Here is a 23,527-nt window from a genome sequence, read left to right as displayed (position 1 = left end):
GGTGTCATGTCGCTTCGCGGCAGGCTGGCGGCGGCGCCCGGAGGTTCCGGTCGCCGCCGCTTCCCCGCTCAGGCCGCGACGCTGACCGTGCCGGCACGGCGCCGCATGACGCCACCGATCAGGCCGAACCCGGCCAGCATCATTGCCCAGCTCGCCGGCTCGGGAACCGTTCCGCCGATCGCCGCGACCCCGGTCGCACGAACATTGTCGAGCCCGTAAAACTCGTCGCCGGTGCCCTGATTGGTGTTGCTGGTGAAGCTGATCTGCGTCGTCGCGCCATGGACGGCGAAGGTCTGCGAGAAGCCGTAGGTCGCGTCGCCCGAATTGCCGTAGCCGAGCGTGTTGATCGCGCTTGCCCCGCTCTGGTCGGGGCTGCCGACGACCGGATAGTTCTGCGTGTCGCCCGCGAAGTTGGCGAAGCTGTTGTTGAGCAGGCCGGGGCCACCGACGACACCGACGACGAACGAGTCGGGGTTGGCGACGCTGTTGCCGCCGAAGGGCCCGTCGCCATCGACTGTCATGATCGCGTACAGGTCGTACGACAGCGTCACCGACGTCAGGCCTGCAGTATTGAGGGTGAGTGTCGCGGTGCCGCCGTTGGCGAGCGGCCCGAGCAAATGCTGGCCCGACGGCGCGGCGACGATGCTGCCGGCTCCGGTGAAGCCCGTCGTGCTGACGTGCTCGAAATCGTTCGAATAGACCGACACTGCTCCGGCGGGGAGCGCCGATCCGATCAGCGCCATCGCGCCGCCAAGCAACCAAAGCTGTTTCATTGACTATCTCCTGTTAGCGATCTGCCGCCGTGCCGCCTCGGCACACAGGGTTAATGTCGCATTGACGAAGATTCGTATTCCGGCATGAACCGGCACGAGCCTGCATCTTGCTGCAGCGCCGCGTAATCAGGGTCAGACGGTGCCGTCTGCCCCGGTGGCGAGCGATGCGCGCCGCCGCATCGCGTCGAACATCGGGTCGCCCGCGAGACTGCGGAGCATGACCTCGCCCGGCAGGCCCGCGATGCCCGTCTCATGCGCAGCGGCTGCCGCACGCAATTCGGCGAGCGCGAAATCGCGGCGGCCCTGGAGCGCGGCGATCCGGGCGCGATCGAAATGCTGGCCGGTCGCCGCCATTCGTGACGCGATTTCCTCGAGCAGCCCGGCTTCGCCACCGCGTTGAAACGCGACGCGATCGCTCGCGAGCCCGGCGGCTTCACGAGCGTCGCCTTTCAAGCGGCACGCAATTGCTGCCTCGGCGAGATACGTCGCGCCGTCGCCGCGCGCGAGGGCGAGATCGGCAAGGTAGCGGTGGCTCGACATGTGCGACGGCGACCCCGCCGCAACCGCGTGCAATGCCGCGAGGCCTTCGTCGCGACGCCCGGCGAGGTAGGCGATCAGGCCATAGTCGGCGGCGATCGGGGTCGACTGCGGCTCGAGCCGCCGTGCCTCGCCAATCGCGTCCAATGCCGCCGCCGCCTCGCCGTTGGCGCTGAGCGCGGTCGCGTACCAGTGCCACGTCTGGGCGTCGCGGGGAGCGATCGCGCGGGCGCGGGCGAACTCGGCGCGCGCGGTGGCGAGGTCGAGGTTGCCCCAGAAGGCGACGAAGGCGAGGACGCGATGCGCCGCGAGCAGCCCGGGATCGAGCGCGACCGCCGCCCGGGCGGCAGCGGCGGCGGCACGGTACGCGGTATCGCTCGGGAACGCGGTGTACTCGCGGAGCATGAGGTAGGTCTCGCCGAGCGCCGCGTACGCCGGGGCGGCACCGGGATCGCGGGCGATGACCGCGCCGAACTCGCCGACCGCGCGGTTGAGGCTGGCCGGAGAGCGCAGGTCGAGGTCGTACGTTGCGGCGAGATAGTCGCGTTCGACGGCGGGATCGGCGAAGGCGGGGCGGGATGGAGAAGCGACCGGGGCACGCATCGAGATGACGATGGCCGCGACCACAGCGCCGGCAACGGCCACGGCACCGGCACCGGCATAAGCCAGTCGCCGCCGTCGACCCCCCCCGGCAGTGCCGACTGGCGCAGGGGGTGCGGCGATGTCGGTCGCGACCGGCGTGATGTCGGCAGGGGTCGCCAATGCCCCGCCCGGCCTCTCGCTCTGGAGCCACGCGGCGAGTTCGTTGGGCAGGGCATAGATCGACGAGCGCCCCGCGCCGGGCATCCGCCGCACCGGCAACCCGCGCTGCGCCGCCCAGCGCATCACCGTGCTCTGGTCGCGGCCGAAATAATCGGCGATCGACTTCCAGCCCTTGAGCGCGGTGTTTGGCGGCGAATCAGCCATTCTGCTTAGCGGCCCCCACGCCTGCACTGCGACGATCATTGTTACGGCGTAGCAGAGGGTTGCGCTACCCCAAGCGACGAACGAGCCGACCGCAGGCGCGCTGCATATTTCGCTGTCGCAAAACATGCGGCGCGGGTTAGCGTGTCGAATGAAGCCAATCAGCACCGCCAGCAGCACGCCGCGTACCCACCATTCGGCGGCAACTCACCGACCGTTGAGACATGCTGCGAGATTTACCGGTCGCCTTGCGATGGTGACCTCATGACCGACTTCACCTCGCTCCTCGTCGCCGACACCGGTCAACCCGCGCGGACGATCGCGCTCGTCGACTCGGCGGGCCTCGCAGACTGGCTGGCGGCGGCGAGCGACCGGGCGCGGGTGGCGGTCGATGCGGCGGGTTTCGTCGGCGGTGCGGGGGAGGTCGTGATCGTCGGCGGGGATGCTGCCGGCGACTGGTCGGTGCTGGCCGGCGTGGTCGATCGCCTCGATCCGTGGGCGCTGGCGGCGGCGGCGGAAAAATTGCCGGCAGGAACCTACCGGCTTGCCGACGCGGCACCGGGGCCGGCGGCGTTCGGCTGGCTGATGGCGCAGCATCGCTTCGACCGCTACCGCGCGCCAAAGGTGGCAGCCCCTCGCATCCTGTTGACACCCGACACCGCGAGCATCGACGCGACGGTCCAGCTCGCCGAGGCGACCGCGCTCGTCCGCGATCTCGTCGACACCCCGGCGGGCGACATGGACCCCGCCGCGCTTGCCGATGCGATCCGCGCCGAGGGCGAGCGCTTCGGCGCGATCGTCGACGTGATCACTGGCGACGACCTGCGCACCGGCTTCCCCGCGATCGATGCCGTCGGCCGCGCCGCCGCGGTTGGCCCGCGCTTGATCGACCTGACGTGGGGCGACCCGGCGCACCCGAAGCTGACGCTCGTCGGCAAGGGGGTGACGTTCGATTCAGGCGGGCTCGACATCAAGCCGGCGAGCGGCATGCGGTTGATGAAGAAGGACATGGGCGGTGCGGCGCATGCGCTGGCGCTGGCCCGGCTGGTGATGGGCGCGGGGCTGCCGGTGCGGTTGCGACTGATTGTCCCGGCGGTCGAGAACGCGATCGCGGGAAATGCCTTCCGCCCCGGCGACGTGCTGCGGACGCGCGCCGGAATTACCGTCGAGGTCGGCAATACCGATGCCGAGGGGCGGCTGATCCTCGCCGACGCGCTCGCGCTGGCGCAGGAAGATGCGCCCGACCTGCTGCTCGACATGGCGACGCTGACCGGCGCGGCGCGGGTCGCGCTCGGCCCCGACCTGCCTGCATTGTTCAGCCATAGTGATGGTATCGCTGCCGAAATCCTCGCTGGCGGCGTCACCGCGCGCGATCAATTATGGCGGATGCCGCTGTGGGCGCCGTATGCCGAGATGATCAAATCGGGCATCGCCGACATCGATAATTCGGGGGAGGGAGGCTTCGCCGGGTGCATCACAGCGGCGCTTTTCCTCGACCGATTCGTCGCGGCCGGAGTGCCATGGGCGCACGTCGACCTGTTCGCATGGAACCCGGTGGCCAAGCCCGGGCGGCCAAAGGGCGGAGCGGCAACGGGCTTGCGCGCCTTGTGGTCGATGCTCCAAAATCGTTTCGCCATAGACGAGTTTGGTACACCTTCGTACTGAACTGGTAAGAAATCATATCAGCGAGGAAACAAGTACCGACCTCAAACAGTTAATGACTTTAACGCCCGCGTCGGTGACGGCGCGCCCAGTGCGAGGATTGCCAAATGAGTGCTGCCGCCGACCATGATATGACTGGCGAACCACTCGCCGCCTGGATGGGAACGCTGATCGACTATGTTCAGTCGGCGCGACCTGACCTCACCAACCGCCAGATGGCGCTGCTTATGGTGGTCTATCTGCTCCCCGGGCCCCACACAGTTCGCGGACTTGCCGCCCGTCTTCACGTCTCGAAGCCGGTCGTGACGCGCGCGCTCAATACTCTGGGCGCGCTCGGCTACCTCCGCCGCCAGAAAGACGACAGCGACCTGCGCAACATTTTCGTCGAGCAGACGCCGACGGGCCTTGCCTTCCTCGAGGAGTTCGCCGAACTGATCGAGCGGACGGAGGGGCATGATCACAAGCGTACCGGACGGCGGACGTCGCATTAGACAGGCGCACCTCGCGGGCCCGTCGCGACGGCTCGACCCGCGAACCCATGCTGTCCGGCCCGATCTCGCCGACATCGGATTGGCGGGGATCGTCGTCGCGCCGCGCTTTGCCGATGGCGTCGTCATGCATGCCGTGGTCGCCGCGGCGATGCTACGGACCGCGCCCGAAGATAATGCGACCGCTGTCAGCGCCGTGTTGTTCGGCGAGAAGTTCACCGTATTCGACGTCGCGCATGGCTGGGCCTGGGGTCAATGCGACCACGATTCGTACGTCGGGTGGGTGCGCGCAAGTGCGATCAAACCGGGTATGGTGTCGCCGACGCACCGGGTCACCGCTCCGACTGCCGCGATTTTCGCCCGGCCCGACATCAAGACGCGGGTTGTGGGGTCGTTACCGCTCAACGCCCGGCTCGCGGCCAGCGCAGCCGGGGCGGACTTCGTCGCAGCGGGCGGAGGGTTCGTTCACCGCCGTCACGTCAGCGAACTGGGTAACCCGATAGCCGAGAGCCTCGATCCCGTGACGATCGCGCTCGGCTTCATCGGTACGCCATACGTTTGGGGCGGCCGGACACGCGACGGGATCGACTGTTCCGGCCTGACCCAAGCTGTTCTGATCGCACACGGAATCGCCTGCCCGCGCGATTCGGACCAGCAGCGCGACGCCTTCGCCCCGGTCGACCCCGCCAACCGGCGACGCGGTGATCTCGTGGTCTTTCCGGGCCATGTCGGGATTCTCGCCGACCCGCTCACGCTGGTCCACGCCAACGCCTATTGGATGGCGGCCGTCGTCGAACCGCTCGCCGATGTCGTCGCCCGGATCGAGCCGGTCGGATACCGGCGGTCAATGGTTGACGCCCGGTAATCTCAACCACTTGTTCCGCCGCATGATCCTCGCTACAGGCCGCGTCGGGGCGGTTTCGAATAGCGTTATGCGTTCCAGGCGGGAGTCGAGGGTCGATGTCAGGGTCACCGACAATTCAGATCGATGCCACGTTGTCGCCGCCGGACACGCGCTACGTGCCGTCGCCCGACGAGGCGTTCATGAATCCGCGCCAGCTCGCGTATTTCCAGCGTAAGTTGCTGGATTGGCGGGAGGCAATCCTTGCCGAGGCGCGCGAGACGCTCGCCACGCTGCAGGTTGAATCGCTCCGCGAACCCGATGTCACCGACCGCGCCGCTACCGAGACCGACTGGTCGATCGAGCTTCGCACCCGCGACCGCCAGCGCAAGCTGATCTCCAAGATCGAGGCCGCGCTGCGCCGGATCGATACCGGCGACTACGGCTGGTGCGAGGTCAGCGGGGAGCCGATCTCGCTCCAGCGGCTCGAGGCGCGCCCGATCGCGACGATGACGCTCGAAGCGCAGGAGCGTCACGAGCGCGCCGAGCGCGTTACCCGGGACGAGTAGCTACGCCGGCTGGACGAGCTGCTCCTTCAATCGCAGCTTTTCCTTCTTCAGCTTGGCCATCCGCAAGGTATCGGGGAGGGGGGCGAGCGCCTCCCGGGCAAGCTGGGCTTCGAGCGAAGCATGTTTGGTCGACAGCGATGCGCGGTGGACATTGGTCATGTCGTTCCCTTCGACTGGCTGGTGGGCAATGAAACAATCACGGGGCCGGGAAAAAGTCGCATCATTTTTCCTGTCGTGCGCCGGACTGCGTATTCTGGGCGGCGGACGGCGCGTACCTACCAGCGGTAGATTGCGGATAGCGCGGCGGACCAAGCTGCTATGCTGACCGGCGACGACTCGGGTGCGGGAGGACGGCGGATGGATGAGACGGAACTGCAGGCGCGGCTCCATATCCTGACGCAGGAGCACCGCGACCTCGACGCCGCGATCGATGCACTGCGTGGGTTGCCAGGACACGACCAGATTCAGCTGGCGCGGCTCAAGAAGCGGAAACTGCGGCTGCGCGACGAGATCGCGGTGGTCCACGACTGGCTCGTCCCCGACATCATCGCCTGACGCCGCTTCATCGGGACAGCACGGTTCTCACCATCGGCTTGCATCGGGCGCCGTCGCCAGGCCATTGTCCTCGACGGTCGGGGCCATCGCTCCCGCCTGCTGCCGGGGGGAATCGCGACATTGGCACGAACGGGGTCGGCCTACATCTTCTTCCTCGCCGGTTTTGCGGCGATCCTCGCCGGCTTTTGGCCGACCTTTTACGGCGACCCTGCGAGCAACGACGTCTGGCACACGCTTCACGGCATCGCCTCGACCTTGTGGGTCGTCCTGCTCGTCGCCCAGTCGCTGCTGATCGGCCGTCGCAATCACCGCCTGCACGAAAGGCTCGGCTGGCTGTCGCTCGGCCTGTTCGCGGTCCTGATGGCGACCAGCGGCTATATGGTCTGGGTTGAGCTCGTCGGGGTCGAGCCGTTTCCGCGCGACCTGCGGCTCAGCCTGTTGTTCCTCGACGTCATGCTGCTGCTGCTGTTCGTCGCGACCTATGGCCTGGGCCTCGCCTATCGGCGGCAGCGGCGGCTGCATGCGCGGTTGATGGGGTCGACGATCCTGATCGGGCTCGGGCCCGCGCTTGGCCGATTGTACGGCGAGCAGATCCCGGCGCTCCACGGCCTCGCCGGTGCCCTGCCGTGGATGTTTTGGACGATCGAAGCCGTCCTTGTGGTCGCGATCGTGCTCGACCTGCGCGGCGGGCGGCTGGCGTGGCCGTTCCCGGCGATGCTCGCTGCCTTCGTCGCGATCCAGCTCGGGAGCGACTGGGCGGCCGGGCCGACCTTCGCGGCGCTGGCCCGGACCGCCGGGGCGCCGATCTGAGCGACGTGTGACGGGGCCGGCGAACCGGCCCCGTCGATTGCGGCTTACGCGGCGAGCTTCGCCGGCTCGGCCTGGGCGTCGATCGCCGGCTGGGTCGCGGCGACATCGCCGATTTCAACCTTGCGCGGCTTCTTGTGCTCGGGGATCTCGCGGACGAGATCGATGTTGAGCAGGCCGTCGGCGTAGCTCGCGTTGGTCACCTTGATCGTGTCGGCAAGCTGGAAGCGGCGCTCGAACGCGCGCTTGGCGATCCCGCGGTGGAGATACTGGCGCTCAGGCGACGCGGCCTCCTCCGATGCGTTGCCGGTGACGATCAGCGTGTTCTCCTGGACGGTCAGGTCGAGTTCGTTGCGCGCGAAGCCCGCGACCGCCATAGCGACGCGGTAGCTGCCGTCGCCGGTCTTCTCGATGTTGTACGGGGGATAGCCGTTGTCGCTGGCATCGCCGCGCGAGGCGAGGTCGACGAGCCGGTTGAGGTTCTCGAACCCGACCGAGGCGCGGAGCAGCGGGGAAATATCGAACGTGCGCATGGTTCATCCTTTTAGCAAAGCAATGATCCTCCCGCCCGATGGGCCGGGAAGCGCCGCCCCCCGATAGGCGAGGCGACCCCCGGAATCTGGTGAGGCGCAGTGGGACTTCAAGGCCCTCGCAAACCATGCCATGCTCGAAAAATGGAGCCTGCCGCGGAAACATTATACGCCGAAGCGATGACGCTCGCGGCGCAGGCACGCCAGTATTTCGACCCCGGCGGGGAGGGGGACGCCGCGCGCGCCCGGCTGCGCCCCGAAAGCCGTCTTGCCGTCGCGACCGAATCGCTGCGGGTGACGTCGCGGCTGCTCGAGGTCGTCAGCGCGCTGATCGTCCGCGAGGCCGGGGGCACGCCGCTGGTCCGCCCGCGCGATTTCGCCCCCGTCCCCGAACGCATGGGCGGCCCCGGGCGGGCGATCGTCGCTGGCGTCCGCGACCTGTACATGAGGACCTTCGCCGAATGACGCCGCGCTTCCACCTCGCGTTTCCAGTCGACGATCTTGCCGCCGCGCGCGGTTTCTACGGCGGCGCGCTCGGCTGCGGCGAGGGCCGGTCGGCCGAGACGTGGGTCGACTTCGACCTCTACGGCCACCAGCTCGTCGCGCACCTCGCCCCCGGCTCGCTGATCCATCGGAATGCCGTCGACGGCGACGCGGTGCCGGTGCCGCATTTCGGGCTGGTCCTCGGCTGGGACGACTGGGAAGCCCTGCGCGACCGGCTCGTCGCGGCGAACCAGCAGTTCGAGATCGAGCCGCATATCCGCTTTAAGGGCGAGACCGGCGAGCAGGCGACGATGTTCCTGTTCGATCCGGCGGGCAACGCGCTCGAGTTCAAGGCGTTCAAGGACATTGGCCAGCTGTTCGCCCGTTAGCGGCCACGTCACGCCTGAGGAGCCCCGATGTTCGACGATTTCACCCGCGACACGTTCGACTCCGACGGCGTCGACATCGCCTATTGGACCGCCGGGAGCGGCCCGCCGCTGCTGCTGATCCACGGGTACCCGCAGACCCACGTCATGTGGCACAAGCTCGCCCCGGCGCTGGCCGAGCGCTTCACCGTCGTCGCCCCCGACCTGCGCGGCTACGGCGACAGCGCCAAGCCCGCGGGCGACACGGACCACGGCAACTACTCCAAGCGCGTGATGGCCAACGACCTCGCCGGGGTCATGGCGAGCCTCGGCCACGACCGCTTCGCCGTCGCCGGGCACGACCGCGGCGCGCGGGTCGCGTACCGCATGGCGCTCGATCACGGGGATTCCGTCGAGCGTGTCGCCGTACTCGACATCGTGCCGACCAAGAAGGTCTACGACGCCACCGACCGCGCGCTCGCGACGGGCTATTTCCACTGGTTCTTCCTGATCCAGCGGCAACCAATCCCCGAAAACCTGATCGGCGGCGCGGTCGACACATGGCTCGACATGGCGTTCGGCAACTGGGCCGGGGTAAAGGACGCCTTCACCCCCGAAGCCCGCGCCGAATACCGCCGCACCTTCGCCACCCCCGAAAGCGATCCACGCGACCTGCGAGTGCTACCGCGCCGGGGCAACGATCGACTACGCCAACGACTCGGCAACGATCGCCGCGGGCGACAAGATCGCCGCGCCGCTGCTGGCCTTGTGGGGCGAACACGGGCGGGTTGCGGCGCTCGACCCGCTGGCGACATGGCGCGACTACGCCGCCGACGTCCGCGGCCACAGCCTCGACTGCGGCCATTTCCTCCCCGAGGAGCGGCCCGAGGAGACGCTGGCCGCGCTGCTCGACTTCTTCGGATGAGGGGCTAAGGTAACAGAGGTAACACTAAACACGTGCTGGAAATTGCGCCGAACTCACTTAGCGCGAAATAATATGCCCGATTTGAAATGTTTGAGGCGGCACGAATGAACTCGCCACGCACGAGGTGGCAACGGCGGCAGGCTGGGCTGGGGAGAGGGTGCGGACATCGGGCGAGCCTGACGTATCTGCCAGGGTGTAGGACAGCGGTTTGTTTGTCGGGTGTGACGCGCACGTGTAGATTACGAACAGGCCTTAATAGGGAAAGTTGAGGCCGTTCTCAACGACGGGGGAGAGAAGCCGCCGACATTGCCTATGGGCGCGCGTTAGTGAATGCTGCCTCAATCTAATTGAGGTCAGTTTGCAACACGAACCTGCTCCACTTGTCCGAACGTTTATAAGAGGGATTCGGGTGGCGCATCCTGGAATAACGGCGATTAGGATGGGCTATGCAGTTCAAGTCTCGTAATCTCAGACTTATAGCCGAAATGGTAGTGGGAAACGAAAATCACAAATGGTTTCACTACAGAACTAGTCAATATATCACTCGTTTCTTCGAAGAATGTGAACTCGAATATTTCCACGATGGCTCATCAAGAGTGCCATGGACCGAAGCGGTGCTCGCTGAGCTGCTGAACGACTCACTGCCCGGGGCCAACCAGTTGCCCGAGCGTTTCGCTCTCGTGCTGCGTACGCTGATGGACAAAAGGGAAGCGCAAACGGGCGACGATGGCCGCATTCTAGCGCTGGCGGCCTTAAATGTTCCACTGAATCGTGAAGGATTCGAGGGGTACTACGGGGAGGACAGCATTTTCTATGTCCGCCACACTGAGACTAAGACCGTCTCAGTAACAGTAAATCTTTATCGACCGCTCACGCCCGCAGAGGTTGAGAAACGGGAACTCTTAATCGTGTATCTCGACAAATGCTCAGAGGACGAGCTAATTGAAGAAGTGCTTCTGCCGACGTTTCGATATCTTGGCTATCAGAGAATTACTAGCGTAGGTCACAAAGACAAGGCGCTCGAATATGGCAAAGACTTGTGGATGAGATACAAGATGCCAACTGAACACGTGATCTACTTTGGCATTCAGGCCAAGAAGGGTAAACTTGATGCGGCAGGTGCGTCGAAGGGTACGAACGCAAATATGGCCGAAATCTATAATCAGGTTCTTATGATGCTAGGACATGAGGTTTTTGACAGCGACACCAACAAAAAAGCGCTCGTGGATCACGCCTTTATAGTAGCTGGTGGAGAAATAACCAAGGCAGCGCGGAACTGGCTTGGCGGAGTATTGGATAAATCACAACGGAGCCAAATCATGTTTATGGATCGAGACCACATCTTGAATCTTTATATTGCGTACCGGCTCGAAGTGCCGAAGAAAGCCAAGCTCCCCAAGACAAATTATCCGTGGTCACTAGACGATGACGCCGACGTCCCGTTCTAAGTACATCTATCGGCCTGCGATGATGACTGCTGGGCCGCGGTGCGAGGCACGTACAGCTTGCAATGACAGCGACTTTCGGGCGAATGTCGTTGGTCCGGATACTAAGATGTTTATCCATCCTAACCTGCGACCCTACCGCCGCCCCTTCGCCTTGAACACGCTCGGCCGCGCCGGCATCGGCGCAGGCTTGCTCGCCAGTTTCGGCTTCGCCGCCACCGCCTTCGGTTCCGCCGGCTTGACGCTCGCCCCGCCCGCGATCCGTGCCAGCCCCTTCGCCAGCGCCATCGCGCCCTTAAGCCGGGCCGCGGTGTCACTCCATTCGCCGCCGACGAACAGCTTCTGGTCGGGGCGGAATTTGGCGCGGTCGCCGAGCCTCGCGACATAGTCCATCAGGCCGCCGCCGTTGGGGAAGTTGTCGTTCTGGAAGGTGACGAGCGCGCCCTTCGCCCCGGCGTCCAATTTGGCGATGTTGGCGCGGACGCAATATTGCTTGATCTCGATGACCTGGATCAGGTTGGCGACTTCCATCGGCAGCGAGCCGAAGCGGTCGATCATTTCCGCGGCGAAGCCGTCGATCGCGGCGCGGTCCTCGAGCTCGTTCAAGCGGCGGTACAGCGCCATCCGCAGGTTGAGGTCGGGGACATAATCCTCGGGGATGAGGATCGCGGCGTCGATCGTGATGGTGGGGGAGAAGCCTTCCTCGGGGACCTTGAGCCCCGCCGCGCCCGCGCGGGCCTCGACGATCGCGTCCTCGAGCATCGACTGGTAGAGTTCGAAGCCGATCTCGCGGATGTGCCCCGACTGCTCGTCGCCGAGCAGGTTGCCCGCGCCGCGAATGTCGAGGTCGTGGCTGGCGAGCTGGAAGCCCGCGCCGAGGCTGTCGAGGCTCGACAACACCTGCAGGCGCTTTTCGGCGGTCTCGGTGATGATCCGGTCGGCGGGGGTCGTCATGTACGCATACGCCCGCGTCTTCGACCGCCCGACGCGCCCGCGCAGCTGGTAGAGCTGGGCGAGGCCGAACCGGTCGGCGCGGTGGATGATCATCGTGTTCGCGCTCGGGATGTCGAGGCCGCTCTCGACGATCGTCGTCGACAGCAGGACATCGTAACGGCGGTCGTAGAACGCGCTCATCCGCTCCTCGACCTCGCTCGGCGCCATCTGGCCGTGCGCGGTGACGAAGGTGACCTCGGGGACCGACTTGCGGAGGAATTCCTCGATGTCGGGGAGTTCGGCGATCTTGGGGGTGACGAAGAAGCTCTGGCCGCCGCGGTAATGCTCGCGGAGCAGCGCCTCGCGCAGGACGACCTCGTCCCACGGCATGACGTAGGTGCGGACGGCGAGGCGGTCGACCGGCGGGGTGGCGATGATCGACAGTTCGCGCAGGCCCGTCAGCGCCATCTGCAGCGTCCGCGGGATCGGCGTCGCGGTCAGCGTCAGGACGTGGACGTCGGTCTTGAGGTTCTTGAGGCGCTCCTTGGCGGTGACGCCGAAGCGCTGCTCCTCGTCGACGATGACGAGGCCGAGGCGCTTGAACTCGATCGACTTGGCGAGGATCGCGTGGGTGCCGACGACGATGTCGACGGTGCCGTCGGCGAGGCCCGCGCGCGCCTCGTTCGCCGAGCCGGCGGTGACGAGGCGCGACAGTTGGCGGATCTCGACCGGCAGCCCGGCGAAGCGCTCCTTGAAGCCGGAGAAATGCTGGCGTGCGAGCAGCGTCGTCGGGCAGACGATCGCGACCTGCTGGCCGCTCATCGCCGCGGCATAGGCGGCGCGGAGCGCGACCTCGGTCTTGCCGAAGCCGACGTCGCCGCAGATCAGCCGGTCCATCGGGCGCCCCGACGCGAGGTCGCCCAAGACGTCGTCGATCGCCTTCATCTGGTCTTCGGTCTCGGTGTACGGGAAGCGGTCGGCGAACTCGGCATAGCCCTGCGGATCGGGGACGGCGGCGTCGGCTTCGCGGAGCGCGCGGGCGGCGGCGGTCTTCATCAACTCACCCGCGATCTCGCGGATGCGGTCCTTCATCTTCGCCTTGCGCGCCTGCCACGCGACGCCGCCGAGCTTGTCGAGTGCGACGCCCTCGGACTCCGACCCGTAGCGCGACAGGACGTCGATGTTCTCGACAGGGACGTACAGCTTGTCGCCGCCGCCGTAGCTCAGCATGACGCAATCGTGCGGCGCGCGGCTCGCCTTGGTCGCGCCGATGTCGACCGCGAACAGGCCTTCGTAGCGGCCGATGCCGTGGTCCTTGTGGACGAGCAGGTCGCCGGGCGACAGCATCGCCAGCTCGGCCATGAACGCATCGGCCTTCTTCGCCGAGCGGCGGCGGCGGACGAGGCGGTCGCCGAGCATGTCCTGCTCGGTGAGGACGGCGACGTCGCGCTGCGAAAAGCCGTGATCGAGCGGGAGGACGGTGAGCGCGACGCGGCCGTCGGCGGCGATCCCCAGCGCCTCCTGCCACGAATCCGCCGTCGCGACCTTTTCGACGCCGTGATCGCCGAGCAGCCCGCTCAGCCGCTCGCGCGAGCCGTTCGAATAGCTCGCGAGGATGATCCGGCGCTTTTCGACGCGGAGCCGGTCGATGTGCGTCTTGACCGCCTCGTAGACGTTCGATTGCGCGGTCCGCTCCGGGGTGAAGTCGCGCGGCGGGGTGGTCTCGCAGTCGATCGTCCGCCGGGTGCCGTCGGGGACGCCGAACGGCGAGGTCAGATGTGCGCGGCTCCCGGCGAGCAACCGGGTCCACTCGTCGCGCCCGAGATAGAGCGCGGCGGGTTCGAGCGGGCGGTAGCTGCCCTTCTTCGCCGTCAGCGCCGCCTTGCGGTTGTCGTGATACTCCTCGATCGCCTCGAACCGCGCGTCGGCGGCGGAGTCGGTCCCGGCCTCGCGGACGACGACCGCGCCATCGCCGAGATAGTCGAACAGCGTCGACAGGCCCGGCTCGAACAGCGGCAGCCAATGCTCCATCCCCGCCAGCCGCCGCCCGTCGGAGATCGCTTCGTACAAGGGATCGCCGGTCGCGGTCGCGCCGAACGCGTCGAGATAGCCCTTGCGGAACGCCTTGATGCTGTCGTCGCTGAGCAGCACCTCGTTGACCGGCAAAAGCGAGAAGCCCTTCGCGGTTTCGACGGTGCGCTGGGTGGCGGGGTCGAAGCGGCGGACGGTCTCGATCTCGTCGCCGAAGAAGTCGAGGCGCAGCGCGTAGGAGTCGCCCGCGGCGAACAGGTCGAGCAGTCCGCCGCGAACGGCGTATTCGCCCGCCTCGAACACCGTGTCGGTGCGGACATAGCCGTTCGCGGTCAGCATCGCCGCAAGCTTGTCGCGGTCGATCCGCGCGCCGGGCTTAATCTCGGCGGTCAGGTCCTTGATCCGCGCCGGGGGCAGGGTGCGCTGGAGGACGGCGTTGACCGTGGTGACGAGCAACTGCGCTTTGTCGGTCGGGGCGGCCAAAGCGGAGAGCGCCGCCAGCCGATCGCTCGACACGCGCATCGACGGCGACGCACGGTCGTACGGCAGGCAGTCCCACGCCGGGAAATACACCGTCTCGATCTCGGGGGCGAAGTAGGTCACCGCGTCGAGCATCCCGCGCGCCGAACTGTCGTCGGCAGCGATGAACACCGCGCGGCCCTTCGCGGCGCGCGCGATATCGGCCATTAGCCACGGCTGGTAACCTGCGACGCAGCCGGCGAGGGTGAGCGACTCGCGCGCGGAGATGAGGGATTTCAGGTCGAGCATTACTGCCCCCCCGCCCCTTCAGGGGAGGGGGCCGGGGGGTGGGGCAGGGGCCCGAAGCGAGGTGGCATCGCCCGCGCGGTCACGAAAATCGCGTCGAGGACACGATCGATGTCAGCGGAGACCTCCGCATTGCCGAAGCGCAAAACCTTGAAACCTTTTTGAAGTAAGTCGTCATCGCGGCGGATATCCTGTTCGGCGCGATGCGTCGCCCCGTCGAGTTCGACAACGAGTCCGACCAGCGGGCAGAAGAAGTCGACGATGTAAGACTCGATGACCGACTGCCGCCGGAACTTGTAACCCGTCTGCGACGCGCGAAGATGACTCCATAACACGGCTTCAGGCTTCGTCGGGTCGTTGCGCATGCTGGTCGCAAAGCTACGGAGGCGGGGGTCCAATCGGGCGGTCATTGCGTGGCGACTGCCCCACCCCCGGCCCCTCCCCTGAAGGGGAGGGGAGGCAGAAAGAGAGGGGAGGCCGCGCTCACCGCATCGACCGCGCGATATAATCGAGCTTCCGCATCTCCGCCATCTGCTCGCCCTCGAAGCGCTCGGGGGGCACGGCTTTCCCGATCGCCCATGCCATGATGTCGACATCCTGCTCCTCGAGCAGCGCCTCGAACCAGTCGATCTCCGCGATGCCCCACGACGCGGCGTGGCGGTCGGCGAACCCCCCGATCATCAAGTCGGCTTCGCGCGTGCCGCGGTGCCACGCGCGGAAGGCGAGGCGGCGCTGGCGGAATTCGAGATCGTTCATTGCCATTCCAGCCTCCACCAGCGGGCGCGAGCCCGGCACTCTAACACCGGGCGCAAGCCCGGCATCCTGACACCGGGCGCAAGCCCGAAACGCCAATACGCGCCCGCCGGTTCACCCCGCGAGCGCGTTCGTCTATGCGGTGTGACATAGCCATGCGCCCCGCCTTGCTCAACCCGCTGTTCGCCGAAGCCGGTGCCCTCAAGGGCGTCGGGCCGACGCTCGTGCGGCAATTGGCGCGGCTCAAGCTGACGCGGGCGATCGATCTCGTCTTCCATTTGCCCGTCATGGCGATCGAGCGAGTCCGGCTGGCGGCGCTCGACGAGGCGTATGTCGACCGGACGATAACCATCACCGTGACCCCGGTCAGCTACGAAAGCGGCGGCGCACGCGCGCCATTCCGCGTCCAGTGCGTCGATGCGGTGAACATGTACATCGCGCTCGTCTATTTCGGACAGGGCGGGGGCTATGCGCGCAAGCTGCTCCCGGTCGGCGAAGCGCGCGTCATATCGGGCAAGCTCGACCGCTACGGCCAGTGGCTGCAGATGGCGCACCCCGATTTCGTCGTCGCCCCCGAGGCGGCGAACACGATCCCGCCGCGCGAGCCGGTTTATGGGCTGACCGAGGGCGTGACCAACCGGCGGATGGCGTCGTTCGTCGAGACCGCGCTCGAACGTGCCCCCGAGCTCCCCGAATGGATCGAGCCGAGCGTGCTCACGCGGACCCGCTGGACGCCGTGGCGCGCGGCGCTGGCGGCGGCGCACGCGCTGCGCGACGACAGCAGCGCGCACGACCGGCTGGCGTACGACGAACTGCTGGCCAACCAGCTCGCGCTGCTGTTGGTCCGGGCGAGCACGCGGCGGCGGCGCGGGCGGGCGCTGCCGGGGACAGGGGCGCTGACCGGGGCGCTGGTCGCGCAACTGCCGTGGCCGCTGACAGGGGCGCAGCGCCGGTCGATCGAGGAAATTCGCGGCGACCTTGAGCAGTCGGCACCGATGCTGCGGCTGCTTCAGGGCGACGTCGGCGCGGGCAAGACGATGGTCGCGCTGGCGGCGATGCTGACCGCAGTCGAGAGCGGGAGCCAGGCAGCGTTCCTCGCGCCGACCGAAATCCTCGCGCGCCAGCACCACGCCAAGCTGACCGAGCTGCTCGGAGACCTGCCCGTCCGCGTCGCGATCCTGACCGGTCGCGACAAGGGGCGCGAACGCGCCGCGCTGCTCGAGCGGCTGGCGACCGGCGACATCGATATCTTGATCGGCACCCACGCGATCTTCCAGGAGGCGGTGGCGTACCGCGACCTCGGGCTCGTCGTCGTCGACGAGCAGCACAAGTTCGGCGTCCACCAGCGGCTGATGCTCAGCGCCAAGGCTGACACCCCGCCGCACCTGCTGGTGATGACCGCGACGCCGATCCCGCGGACGCTGGCTCTGACCGCGTACGGCGAGATGGACGTGTCGAAACTCGACGAGCTGCCCCCCGGGCGCCAGCCGATCGACACGCGCGTCGTCGCCGCGAACCGGATCGAGGATGTCGTCGCCGGGCTCGCGCGCCACGTCGAGGCGGGGGGGCAGGCGTATTGGGTCTGCCCGCTGGTCGAGGGAACGGAGACCGGCGACGAGGCGGCGGCGACGACCCGCGCGGCGATGCTCCGCGCGCGCTTCGGCGACACCGTCGGGCTCGTCCACGGGCGGATGAAGGGGCAGGAGAAGGATGCGGTGATGGCCGACTTCGCCGCCGATCGGATCAAGCTGCTCGTCGCGACGACGGTGATCGAGGTCGGGGTCGACGTGCCGAATGCGACGCTGATGATCGTCGAGGCGGCCGAGCGCTTCGGGTTGGCGCAGCTCCACCAGCTGCGCGGGCGGGTCGGGCGCGGGAGCGCGAAGTCGGTCTGCCTGCTGCTACGCGGCGACGTCGTCTCGGAAACGGCGAAGGCGCGGCTGGCGCTGATGCGCGAGACCAATGACGGCTTCCGCATCGCCGAGGAGGATTTGAAGCTGCGCGGCGCGGGCGAAATCCTCGGGACGAAGCAGTCGGGCGATGCCGCCTTTCGCCTCGCCGACCCCGAGCGGACCGCGCGGCTGATCGGCATCGCCCGTGACGACGCCCGGTTGCTGCTCGACCGCGACGGCGGGCTCGACAGTCCGCGCGGGCAGGCGGCGCGGGTTCTGCTGTATCTGTTCGAGCGCGATGCAGCCGTTGGGTTGTTGCGATCGGGCTGAAGGTTTAAGCCACCTGCATGCCGTTTATCTTCCTCCTCGCCGCCGCCGCGCTCGCCGTGTCGCCCGCGCCCCCTGCGTCGACCCCCGTCGCGACGGCGCTCGACGCGGGTATAGACGCGTATCGTGCCGGGAATTTTGCCGCGGCGCGAACCCAGTTCGCCGCGCTCGCCGACCGCGATTCGGCGGTTGCGGAGACGATGCTGGGGACGATGTACGCAAGGGGCGAGGGCGTTCGCTCCGACGCCGCGACGGCGGTAACCTATTATTATCGCGCGGCGCAGCGCGGCTATCCGCCCGCGCAGCTCGCGCTCGCGCAGGCGATGGCGGCGGGCAAGGGCATCGCCGCGGATCGCGACACGGCATGGCTGTGGGCGCGGCGAGCGCAGCAGCGCGGTGACCAGCGGACGATCGCGGCGGCAACGGCGGTCGCGGCGGCGCTCGCGGCGGGCCGATCGCCGACCGACCTGGCGGCGCTGGAGAATCGCCTTGACGGCTGGCGGCCGTGGGCGAGCGGGCGGGATTAGCCGAGCGGTTCAGAGTGCGCGATTTGGTAGCGGATTCATATTGTCATCCCCGCTTTCGCGGGGATGACAATATGCCGACACTGTGATCCAGCTGAAGGTCTAATTACATCCCAAACCGGCAGCGAGGGGCACGTCTGCTGGTGCAGGCCTCAGAGGCGCAGTGTCGCGTCGCATCGGCGGGCCGTTTCGCTCGCCGCGTACGGCGCCGATTCCCCCCCGCGCAACGGTCCGCCGCGCGGGGGAGACAGGTCTTTACGCTTCGACCAGCGGTTCGCCGGTCTCTGCTGCGGGGGTGGCATCCGGGCCGGCGCCCTTCTTGACCCGCTTCGGCTTAGGAGCCGCCTTGATGATCTCGAACGCGAGAGCATCGTCCTTGACATGGACCCGGACCTCGCCGCCGCGGACGAGCTTGCCGAACAGCAGTTCCTCGGCGAGCGGCTGCTTGATCTTCTCCTGGATCAGCCGTGCCATCGGCCGCGCGCCCATCGTCTTGTCGTAACCGCGTGCAATCAGCCATTCCTTTGCCGGCTCGTCGAGCGCGATGTGAACGTCGCGCTCCTGAAGCTGGAGTTCGAGCTGGAGCACGAACTTGTCGATGACGCGCATGATGACCGATGGCGGCAGGCTTTCGAATGGCACGACCGCATCGAGCCGGTTGCGGAATTCGGGGGTGAACATCTTCTTGATCGCCTCCTCGTCCTCGCCCTCGCGTGACGCCGCACCGAAGCCCAGCCCCTCGCGCGCCATGTCCGACGCCCCGGCGTTGGTCGTCATGATCAAGATGGTATTTCTGAAATCGACGGTCTTGCCGTGGTGGTCGGTCAGCTTGCCGTTATCCATCACCTGCAACAGGATGTTGAACAGGTCGGGATGCGCCTTCTCAATTTCGTCGAGCAGCAGCACGCTGTGCGGGTTCTGGTCGACCGCATCGGTCAGCAGACCGCCCTGGTCGAACCCGACATAGCCCGGCGGCGCGCCGATCAGCCGGCTGACCGAGTGACGCTCCATATACTCCGACATGTCGAAGCGCGTCAGCGGGATGCCGAGGATGTGCGCGAGCTGCTTCGCCACCTCGGTCTTGCCGACACCGGTCGGACCGGAGAACAGATAGTTGCCGATCGGCTTGTTCGGCTCGCGCAGGCCGGCACGGCTGAGCTTGATCGCCGACGACACCCGCTCGATCGCCTTGTCCTGCCCGAAGACGACGCGCTTGAGGTCGGCTTCGAGCGTACCCAACGCCTTCTTGTCGTCGGTCGAAACCGACTTCGCCGGAATCCGCGCCATCGTCGCGATGACCGCCTCGACCTCCTTGACCCCGATCACCTTCTTACGCTTGGCGAGGGGGACAAGCATCTGCGACGCGCCCGTTTCGTCGATCACGTCGATTGCCTTGTCGGGCAGCTTGCGGTCGTTGATATAGCGCGCCGACAGCTCGACCGCCGCCTTGATCGCCTCGGGGGTGTACTTGAGCTGGTGGTGCTTTTCGTAGCTCGACCGCAGGCCCATCAGGATCTTGATCGCATCCTCGACCGTCGGCTCGTTGACGTCGATCTTCTGGAAGCGCCGCAGCAGCGCGCGGTCCTTCTCGAAGTGATTGCGGAACTCCTTGTAGGTCGTCGAGCCGATGCAGCGGATTGCGCCGCTCGACAGCGCCGGCTTAAGCAGGTTCGACGCATCCATCGCGCCGCCCGACGTCGCCCCGGCACCGATGACGGTGTGGATCTCGTCGATGAACAGCACCGCGTGCGGCAGCTTCTCGAGCTCGTTGACGACGTTCTTGAGCCGCTCCTCGAAGTCGCCGCGATACCGCGTACCGGCGAGCAGCGCGCCCATGTCGAGTGAATAGATCACAGCGGGCTTCAACACATCGGGGACGTCGCCCTCGATGATCTTGCGCGCGAGGCCCTCGGCGATCGCGGTCTTGCCGACGCCCGGCTCACCGACATACAGCGGGTTGTTCTTCGACCGGCGGCAGAGGATCTGGATCGTCCGGTCGACCTCGGCATGACGCCCGATCAGGGGGTCGATCTTGCCGATCTTCGCCTTCTCGTTGAGATTGACGGTGAACTGCTTGAGCGCGCTCTCGGCGCCGCCTTTCTTCTCGCCCTTCGCCGGCTTCTCCTCGGGCTCTTCATCCTTGGCCGGACCGCTACCCTTGACCGCGCGGGTCTCCGACTGGCCCGACTTGGCGATGCCGTGAGCGATGAAGCTGACGGCGTCGAGGCGCGTCATGTCCTGCTGCTGGAGGAAGAATACCGCGTGGCTCTCGCGCTCGGAGAACAAGGCGACCAGCACGTTTGCGCCGGTGACTTCCTCGCGGCCCGACGACTGGACGTGGAGGATCGCGCGCTGGACGACGCGCTGGAAGCCCGCGGTCGGCGACGGATCGACCGAGGCGTCGGCCTTGAGGGCATTAAGCTCGGTGTCGAGATACTTGGTGACGTTCGAAGCCAGTTCCTCGACGTCGACCGAGCATGCCTTCATCACCGCGACGGCATGGCTGTCGGCGGCAAGGGCGAGCAGGAGGTGCTCGAGGGTGGCATATTCGTGATGACGGCGGCTCGCCTCGGCGAGGGCGTTATGCAGCGTGTGTTCGAGTTCGCGCGTGAAAGCGGGCATGGACTTCTCCCGGGGCGGCCGCTGAGGGGCAGCGCCGCCTGCCTCCACAATGTCATCCCGGTTAGGGCAGAGTGCAAGGGGGTGGTTTCGGGGGGGTGGTTTCGTCGCGGGGAGGGGGTATATACCGGCTATACCGAGGAGTCGCCGACTGTGACCGCAACCGTTCGAAGCAAGGTTTTTCGCAGCGGGAACAGCGTTGCCGTTCGCTTGCCGAAAGCGTTCGGGCTCGAGGAGGGTGCCGAGGTTGAAATCGAGCGACTTGGGCGTCAGGTGGTGATCCGCCAGGTGTTCGATGCGGCTGAGGAAAAGGCCAAGCTCACGGCATTCATCGCCGAACTACGGTCATTGCCAGCACCGGGCGTCCTCGAAATTCGCGATACCGACGAAATCCCCGAGCGGCCTAATATGTAGTGTCGATGTTTCTGATTGACACGAATATCGCGATCCATCTTCGCGACCTGCACGACGCGGTGACCGAGCGGGTCGCTTCGCTCGACAGCCTGCCGCTATTGTCGATCGTTTCGCGCGTCGAACTGGAGGGCGGCGTCATCCGCTTTTCCGAACTCCGCGAGTTCCGGCGATCGCGCGTCGACTCGATCACCCGCAATCTTACGGTTCTCGACTTCGGCGTTCCCGAACTCGCCGCCTATCGCCGGATCGTCGAAGTGGCGGGGTATTCGCGACCGCGCATCCTCGATCGGATGATCGCCGCGACTGCCTTGGTCCATGACCTGACAGTGATCACGATGAATGGCAGTGACTTCCGCGATGCCCCCGGCCTCAAGCTCGAAATTTGGCCGTCGCCGGCAGAATGATGCACCGCTGCGCAGTCAAGGTTGGCCAAGTGGACTAGCTTACGACCTCAGTTCGCATCCCCCATTCGCAGCGCCGCAATAAACGCCTCCTGCGGAATATCGACGCTGCCATACTGGCGCATCCGCTTCTTGCCTTCCTTCTGCTTGTCGAGCAGCTTCTTCTTGCGGCTGATGTCGCCGCCGTAGCATTTCGCCGTCACGTCCTTGCGCATCGCGGCGATGGTTTCGCGGGCGATGACCTTGCCGCCGATCGCCGCCTGGACGGGGATCTTGAACAGGTGCCGCGGGATGAGGTCCTTCATCCGCTCGCACATGTGACGCCCGCGCGCCTCGGCGGCGTCGCGGTGGACGATCATGCTGAGCGCGTCGACCGGTTCGGCGTTGACCATGATCGTCATCTTGACGAGGTCGCCCTCGCGGTAGCCGATCTGGTGGTAGTCGAAGCTGGCATAGCCGCGGCTGATCGACTTCAGCCGGTCGTAGAAGTCGAATACGACCTCGTTCAACGGCAGTTCGTAGATCACCTGCGCGCGCCCGCCGACATAGGTCAGGTTGGTCTGGATGCCGCGCCGGTCCTGGCACAGCTTGAGGATACTTCCAAGATATTCGTCGGGGGTAAAGATCGTCGCTTCGATCCACGGCTCCTCGATCAGCTCGATCGTGCTCGGATCGGGCATGTCCGACGGGTTGTGGAGCTCGATCAGGCTGCCGTCGCGGATAAGCATCTTGTAGACCACCGACGGCGCGGTCGTGATCAGGTCGAGGTCGTACTCGCGGGTCAGCCGCTCCTGGATGATCTCGAGGTGCAGCAACCCCAAGAACCCGCAGCGGAAACCGAAGCCGAGCGCCGCCGACGATTCGGTCTCGAAGCTGAAGCTAGCATCGTTCAACCGCAGCCGCCCAAGGCTGTCGCGCAATTTCTCGAAGTCCGCGGCGTCGACCGGGAACAGCCCGCAGAACACGACCGGCTGGACGGTCTTGAAGCCGGGCAGCGCGACCGCCGCCGGGCGCTTGGCGTCGGTGATCGTGTCGCCGACGTTGGTCTGCGCGACTTCCTTGATCTGCGCGGTGATAAAGCCGATCTCGCCCGGCCCGAGCGTGTCGAGCAATTCGATCTTGGGGCGGAAGACGCCGACGCGGTCGACGAGGTGCTGGGTGCCTTCGGCCATGAAAACGATCTGCTGGCCCTTGCGCAACGACCCGTCGATCACCCGGACGAGGATGACGACGCCGAGATACGGGTCGTACCACGAATCGACGAGCATCGCCTTCAGCGGCGCGGCGGGATCGCCCTTCGGCGGCGGGATGAGCCGGACGATCGCATCGAGAACGTCGTCGATGCCGATGCCGGTCTTGGCGCTGGTCAGCACCGCGTCGTCGGTCGAGATGCCGATGACATCCTCGATCTGTTGCTTGACCCGCTCGGGCTCGGCGGCGGGCAGGTCGACCTTGTTGATGACGGGCACGATGACATGGTCGTGCTCGATCGACTGGTAGACGTTCGCCAGCGTCTGCGCCTCGACCCCCTGCGCCGCGTCGACGACAAGCAACGCGCCCTCGCACGCGGCAAGGCTGCGGCTGACCTCATAGGCGAAGTCGACGTGCCCCGGCGTGTCCATCAAGTTGAGGACGTAATCGAGTCCGTCCTTCGCCTTGTAGTCGAGCCGGACGGTCTGCGACTTGATCGTGATGCCGCGCTCGCGCTCGATATCCATGTTGTCGAGGACCTGCTCGCTCATCTCGCGCGCGGTCAGCCCGCCGGTCTGCTGGATCAACCGGTCGGCGAGGGTCGACTTGCCGTGGTCGATATGCGCGATGATCGAGAAATTGCGGATGCGGTCGATGGGGGCGGTCATCGCCACGCTCTAGCAGAGGGGGCTTGCCAAAGAAACCGCCGCGCCGCCACATGCTGCTCAGGGGAG

The 23,527-nt window shown here is 66.5% G+C and carries 23 protein-coding genes; 14 read left to right on the top strand and 9 right to left on the bottom strand.

Annotated features, from left to right (window positions below; genetic code table 11):
- Nucleotides 1–68: 68 nt before the first annotated feature.
- Together KZX46_RS23055 and KZX46_RS18960 are read right to left on the bottom strand one after the other, a co-directional pair.
- Nucleotides 69–773, bottom strand: coding sequence for a PEPxxWA-CTERM sorting domain-containing protein (locus KZX46_RS23055; protein WP_226896061.1), 705 nt, complete (start codon nucleotides 771–773; stop codon nucleotides 69–71).
- 132 nt (nucleotides 774–905) lie between these two features.
- Nucleotides 906–2,276, bottom strand: a complete 1,371-nt coding sequence (locus KZX46_RS18960; RefSeq protein WP_219775264.1) for a hypothetical protein — start codon at nucleotides 2,274–2,276, stop codon at nucleotides 906–908.
- 261 nt (nucleotides 2,277–2,537) lie between these two features.
- Between KZX46_RS18960 and KZX46_RS18955 the strand changes: the two genes are divergently transcribed.
- The 4 genes from KZX46_RS18955 to dksA all read left to right on the top strand — a co-directional run bounded on the left by KZX46_RS18955 (nucleotide 2,538) and on the right by dksA (nucleotide 5,833).
- Nucleotides 2,538–3,938 (top strand): M17 family metallopeptidase, encoded by a 1,401-nt coding sequence (locus KZX46_RS18955; RefSeq protein WP_219775263.1) that lies wholly within the window; start codon nucleotides 2,538–2,540, stop codon nucleotides 3,936–3,938.
- Between the two features lie 155 nt (nucleotides 3,939–4,093).
- Nucleotides 4,094–4,426: a MarR family winged helix-turn-helix transcriptional regulator gene (locus KZX46_RS18950; RefSeq protein WP_216708886.1), complete on the top strand. Its 333-nt coding sequence runs from the start codon at nucleotides 4,094–4,096 to the stop codon at nucleotides 4,424–4,426.
- Complete coding sequence (locus tag KZX46_RS18945; RefSeq protein WP_219775262.1) at nucleotides 4,389–5,288, top strand: NlpC/P60 family protein; 900 nt, start codon at nucleotides 4,389–4,391, stop codon at nucleotides 5,286–5,288. The genes KZX46_RS18950 and KZX46_RS18945 overlap by 38 nt, the downstream gene beginning before the upstream one ends.
- Before the next feature lie 95 nt (nucleotides 5,289–5,383).
- Nucleotides 5,384–5,833: an RNA polymerase-binding protein DksA gene (gene dksA / locus KZX46_RS18940; protein ID WP_216708675.1), complete on the top strand. Its 450-nt coding sequence runs from the start codon at nucleotides 5,384–5,386 to the stop codon at nucleotides 5,831–5,833.
- Here dksA and KZX46_RS18935 read toward each other — a convergent pair whose 3' ends face one another.
- Nucleotides 5,834–5,992 (bottom strand): DUF465 domain-containing protein, encoded by a 159-nt coding sequence (locus KZX46_RS18935; protein ID WP_216708676.1) that lies wholly within the window; start codon nucleotides 5,990–5,992, stop codon nucleotides 5,834–5,836.
- 198 nt (nucleotides 5,993–6,190) lie between these two features.
- Here KZX46_RS18935 and KZX46_RS18930 point away from each other — a divergent pair, with 198 nt between their 5' ends.
- Nucleotides 6,191–6,388 (top strand): YdcH family protein, encoded by a 198-nt coding sequence (locus KZX46_RS18930; protein ID WP_216708677.1) that lies wholly within the window; start codon nucleotides 6,191–6,193, stop codon nucleotides 6,386–6,388.
- Nucleotides 6,389–6,508: 120 nt separating this feature from the next.
- The gene (locus KZX46_RS18925; protein ID WP_219775261.1) at nucleotides 6,509–7,198 is read left to right on the top strand and encodes a hypothetical protein; all 690 of its coding nucleotides are present in this window, start codon (nucleotides 6,509–6,511) and stop codon (nucleotides 7,196–7,198) included.
- 44 nt (nucleotides 7,199–7,242) lie between these two features.
- Here the strand turns inward: KZX46_RS18925 and KZX46_RS18920 are convergent, their stop codons facing one another.
- Complete coding sequence (locus tag KZX46_RS18920; RefSeq protein ID WP_219775260.1) at nucleotides 7,243–7,728, bottom strand: Hsp20 family protein; 486 nt, start codon at nucleotides 7,726–7,728, stop codon at nucleotides 7,243–7,245.
- Nucleotides 7,729–7,869: 141 nt separating this feature from the next.
- On the opposite strand from KZX46_RS18920, the gene KZX46_RS18915 reads away from it, so the two are divergent.
- The 4 genes from KZX46_RS18915 (at nucleotide 7,870) to KZX46_RS18900 (ending at nucleotide 10,946) form a co-directional block, all read left to right on the top strand.
- Nucleotides 7,870–8,190: a DUF1465 family protein gene (locus KZX46_RS18915; RefSeq protein ID WP_216708680.1), complete on the top strand. Its 321-nt coding sequence runs from the start codon at nucleotides 7,870–7,872 to the stop codon at nucleotides 8,188–8,190.
- Nucleotides 8,187–8,597 (top strand): VOC family protein, encoded by a 411-nt coding sequence (locus KZX46_RS18910; RefSeq protein WP_219775259.1) that lies wholly within the window; start codon nucleotides 8,187–8,189, stop codon nucleotides 8,595–8,597. Before KZX46_RS18915 ends, KZX46_RS18910 begins: the two co-directional genes overlap by 4 nt.
- 27 nt (nucleotides 8,598–8,624) lie before the next feature.
- Complete coding sequence (locus KZX46_RS18905) at nucleotides 8,625–9,506, top strand: alpha/beta fold hydrolase (RefSeq protein ID WP_219775258.1); 882 nt, start codon at nucleotides 8,625–8,627, stop codon at nucleotides 9,504–9,506.
- 438 nt (nucleotides 9,507–9,944) lie between these two features.
- On the top strand, nucleotides 9,945–10,946 hold the full coding sequence (locus KZX46_RS18900) for a hypothetical protein (RefSeq protein ID WP_219775257.1): 1,002 nt from the start codon (nucleotides 9,945–9,947) through the stop codon (nucleotides 10,944–10,946).
- 132 nt (nucleotides 10,947–11,078) lie between these two features.
- On the opposite strand, the gene mfd is transcribed toward KZX46_RS18900, so the two are convergent.
- The 3 genes from mfd to KZX46_RS18885 form a co-directional block, all read right to left on the bottom strand.
- Entirely contained in the window at nucleotides 11,079–14,675 is a 3,597-nt protein-coding gene (mfd, locus tag KZX46_RS18895) for a transcription-repair coupling factor (RefSeq protein WP_219775256.1), read from the bottom strand.
- Complete coding sequence (locus KZX46_RS18890; protein WP_255615147.1) at nucleotides 14,675–15,037, bottom strand: endonuclease domain-containing protein; 363 nt, start codon at nucleotides 15,035–15,037, stop codon at nucleotides 14,675–14,677. Before KZX46_RS18890 ends, mfd begins: the two co-directional genes overlap by 1 nt.
- Before the next feature lie 118 nt (nucleotides 15,038–15,155).
- Nucleotides 15,156–15,434, bottom strand: coding sequence for a succinate dehydrogenase assembly factor 2 (locus KZX46_RS18885; protein ID WP_370647490.1), 279 nt, complete (start codon nucleotides 15,432–15,434; stop codon nucleotides 15,156–15,158).
- Nucleotides 15,435–15,580: 146 nt separating this feature from the next.
- Between KZX46_RS18885 and recG the strand changes: the two genes are divergently transcribed.
- The gene (gene recG / locus KZX46_RS18880) at nucleotides 15,581–17,647 is read left to right on the top strand and encodes an ATP-dependent DNA helicase RecG (protein WP_219775254.1); all 2,067 of its coding nucleotides are present in this window, start codon (nucleotides 15,581–15,583) and stop codon (nucleotides 17,645–17,647) included.
- 17 nt (nucleotides 17,648–17,664) lie between these two features.
- Complete coding sequence (locus KZX46_RS18875) at nucleotides 17,665–18,171, top strand: hypothetical protein (RefSeq protein ID WP_219775253.1); 507 nt, start codon at nucleotides 17,665–17,667, stop codon at nucleotides 18,169–18,171.
- A gap of 252 nt (nucleotides 18,172–18,423) precedes the next feature.
- Here KZX46_RS18875 and clpA read toward each other — a convergent pair whose 3' ends face one another.
- Entirely contained in the window at nucleotides 18,424–20,790 is a 2,367-nt protein-coding gene (clpA, locus tag KZX46_RS18870; protein WP_219775252.1) for an ATP-dependent Clp protease ATP-binding subunit ClpA, read from the bottom strand.
- Between the two features lie 150 nt (nucleotides 20,791–20,940).
- On the opposite strand from clpA, the gene KZX46_RS18865 reads away from it, so the two are divergent.
- Both KZX46_RS18865 and KZX46_RS18860 read left to right on the top strand, forming a co-directional pair.
- On the top strand, nucleotides 20,941–21,201 hold the full coding sequence (locus tag KZX46_RS18865) for an antitoxin (RefSeq protein WP_219775251.1): 261 nt from the start codon (nucleotides 20,941–20,943) through the stop codon (nucleotides 21,199–21,201).
- A 5-nt stretch (nucleotides 21,202–21,206) separates the two neighbouring features.
- The gene (locus KZX46_RS18860; protein WP_219775250.1) at nucleotides 21,207–21,605 is read left to right on the top strand and encodes a PIN domain-containing protein; all 399 of its coding nucleotides are present in this window, start codon (nucleotides 21,207–21,209) and stop codon (nucleotides 21,603–21,605) included.
- A 47-nt stretch (nucleotides 21,606–21,652) separates the two neighbouring features.
- Here the strand turns inward: KZX46_RS18860 and lepA are convergent, their stop codons facing one another.
- Nucleotides 21,653–23,461 (bottom strand): translation elongation factor 4, encoded by a 1,809-nt coding sequence (gene lepA, locus KZX46_RS18855; protein WP_216709267.1) that lies wholly within the window; start codon nucleotides 23,459–23,461, stop codon nucleotides 21,653–21,655.
- Between the last annotated feature and the right edge of the window lie 66 nt (nucleotides 23,462–23,527).

It is taken from the genome of Polymorphobacter sp. PAMC 29334 (assembly GCF_019431245.1).
Classification (GTDB): Bacteria; Pseudomonadota; Alphaproteobacteria; order Sphingomonadales; family Sphingomonadaceae; genus Polymorphobacter_B; species Polymorphobacter_B megasporae.
The sequence above is the reverse complement of the archived record's forward strand: the minus strand, read 5'-3'. Positions and strand labels throughout refer to the sequence as shown.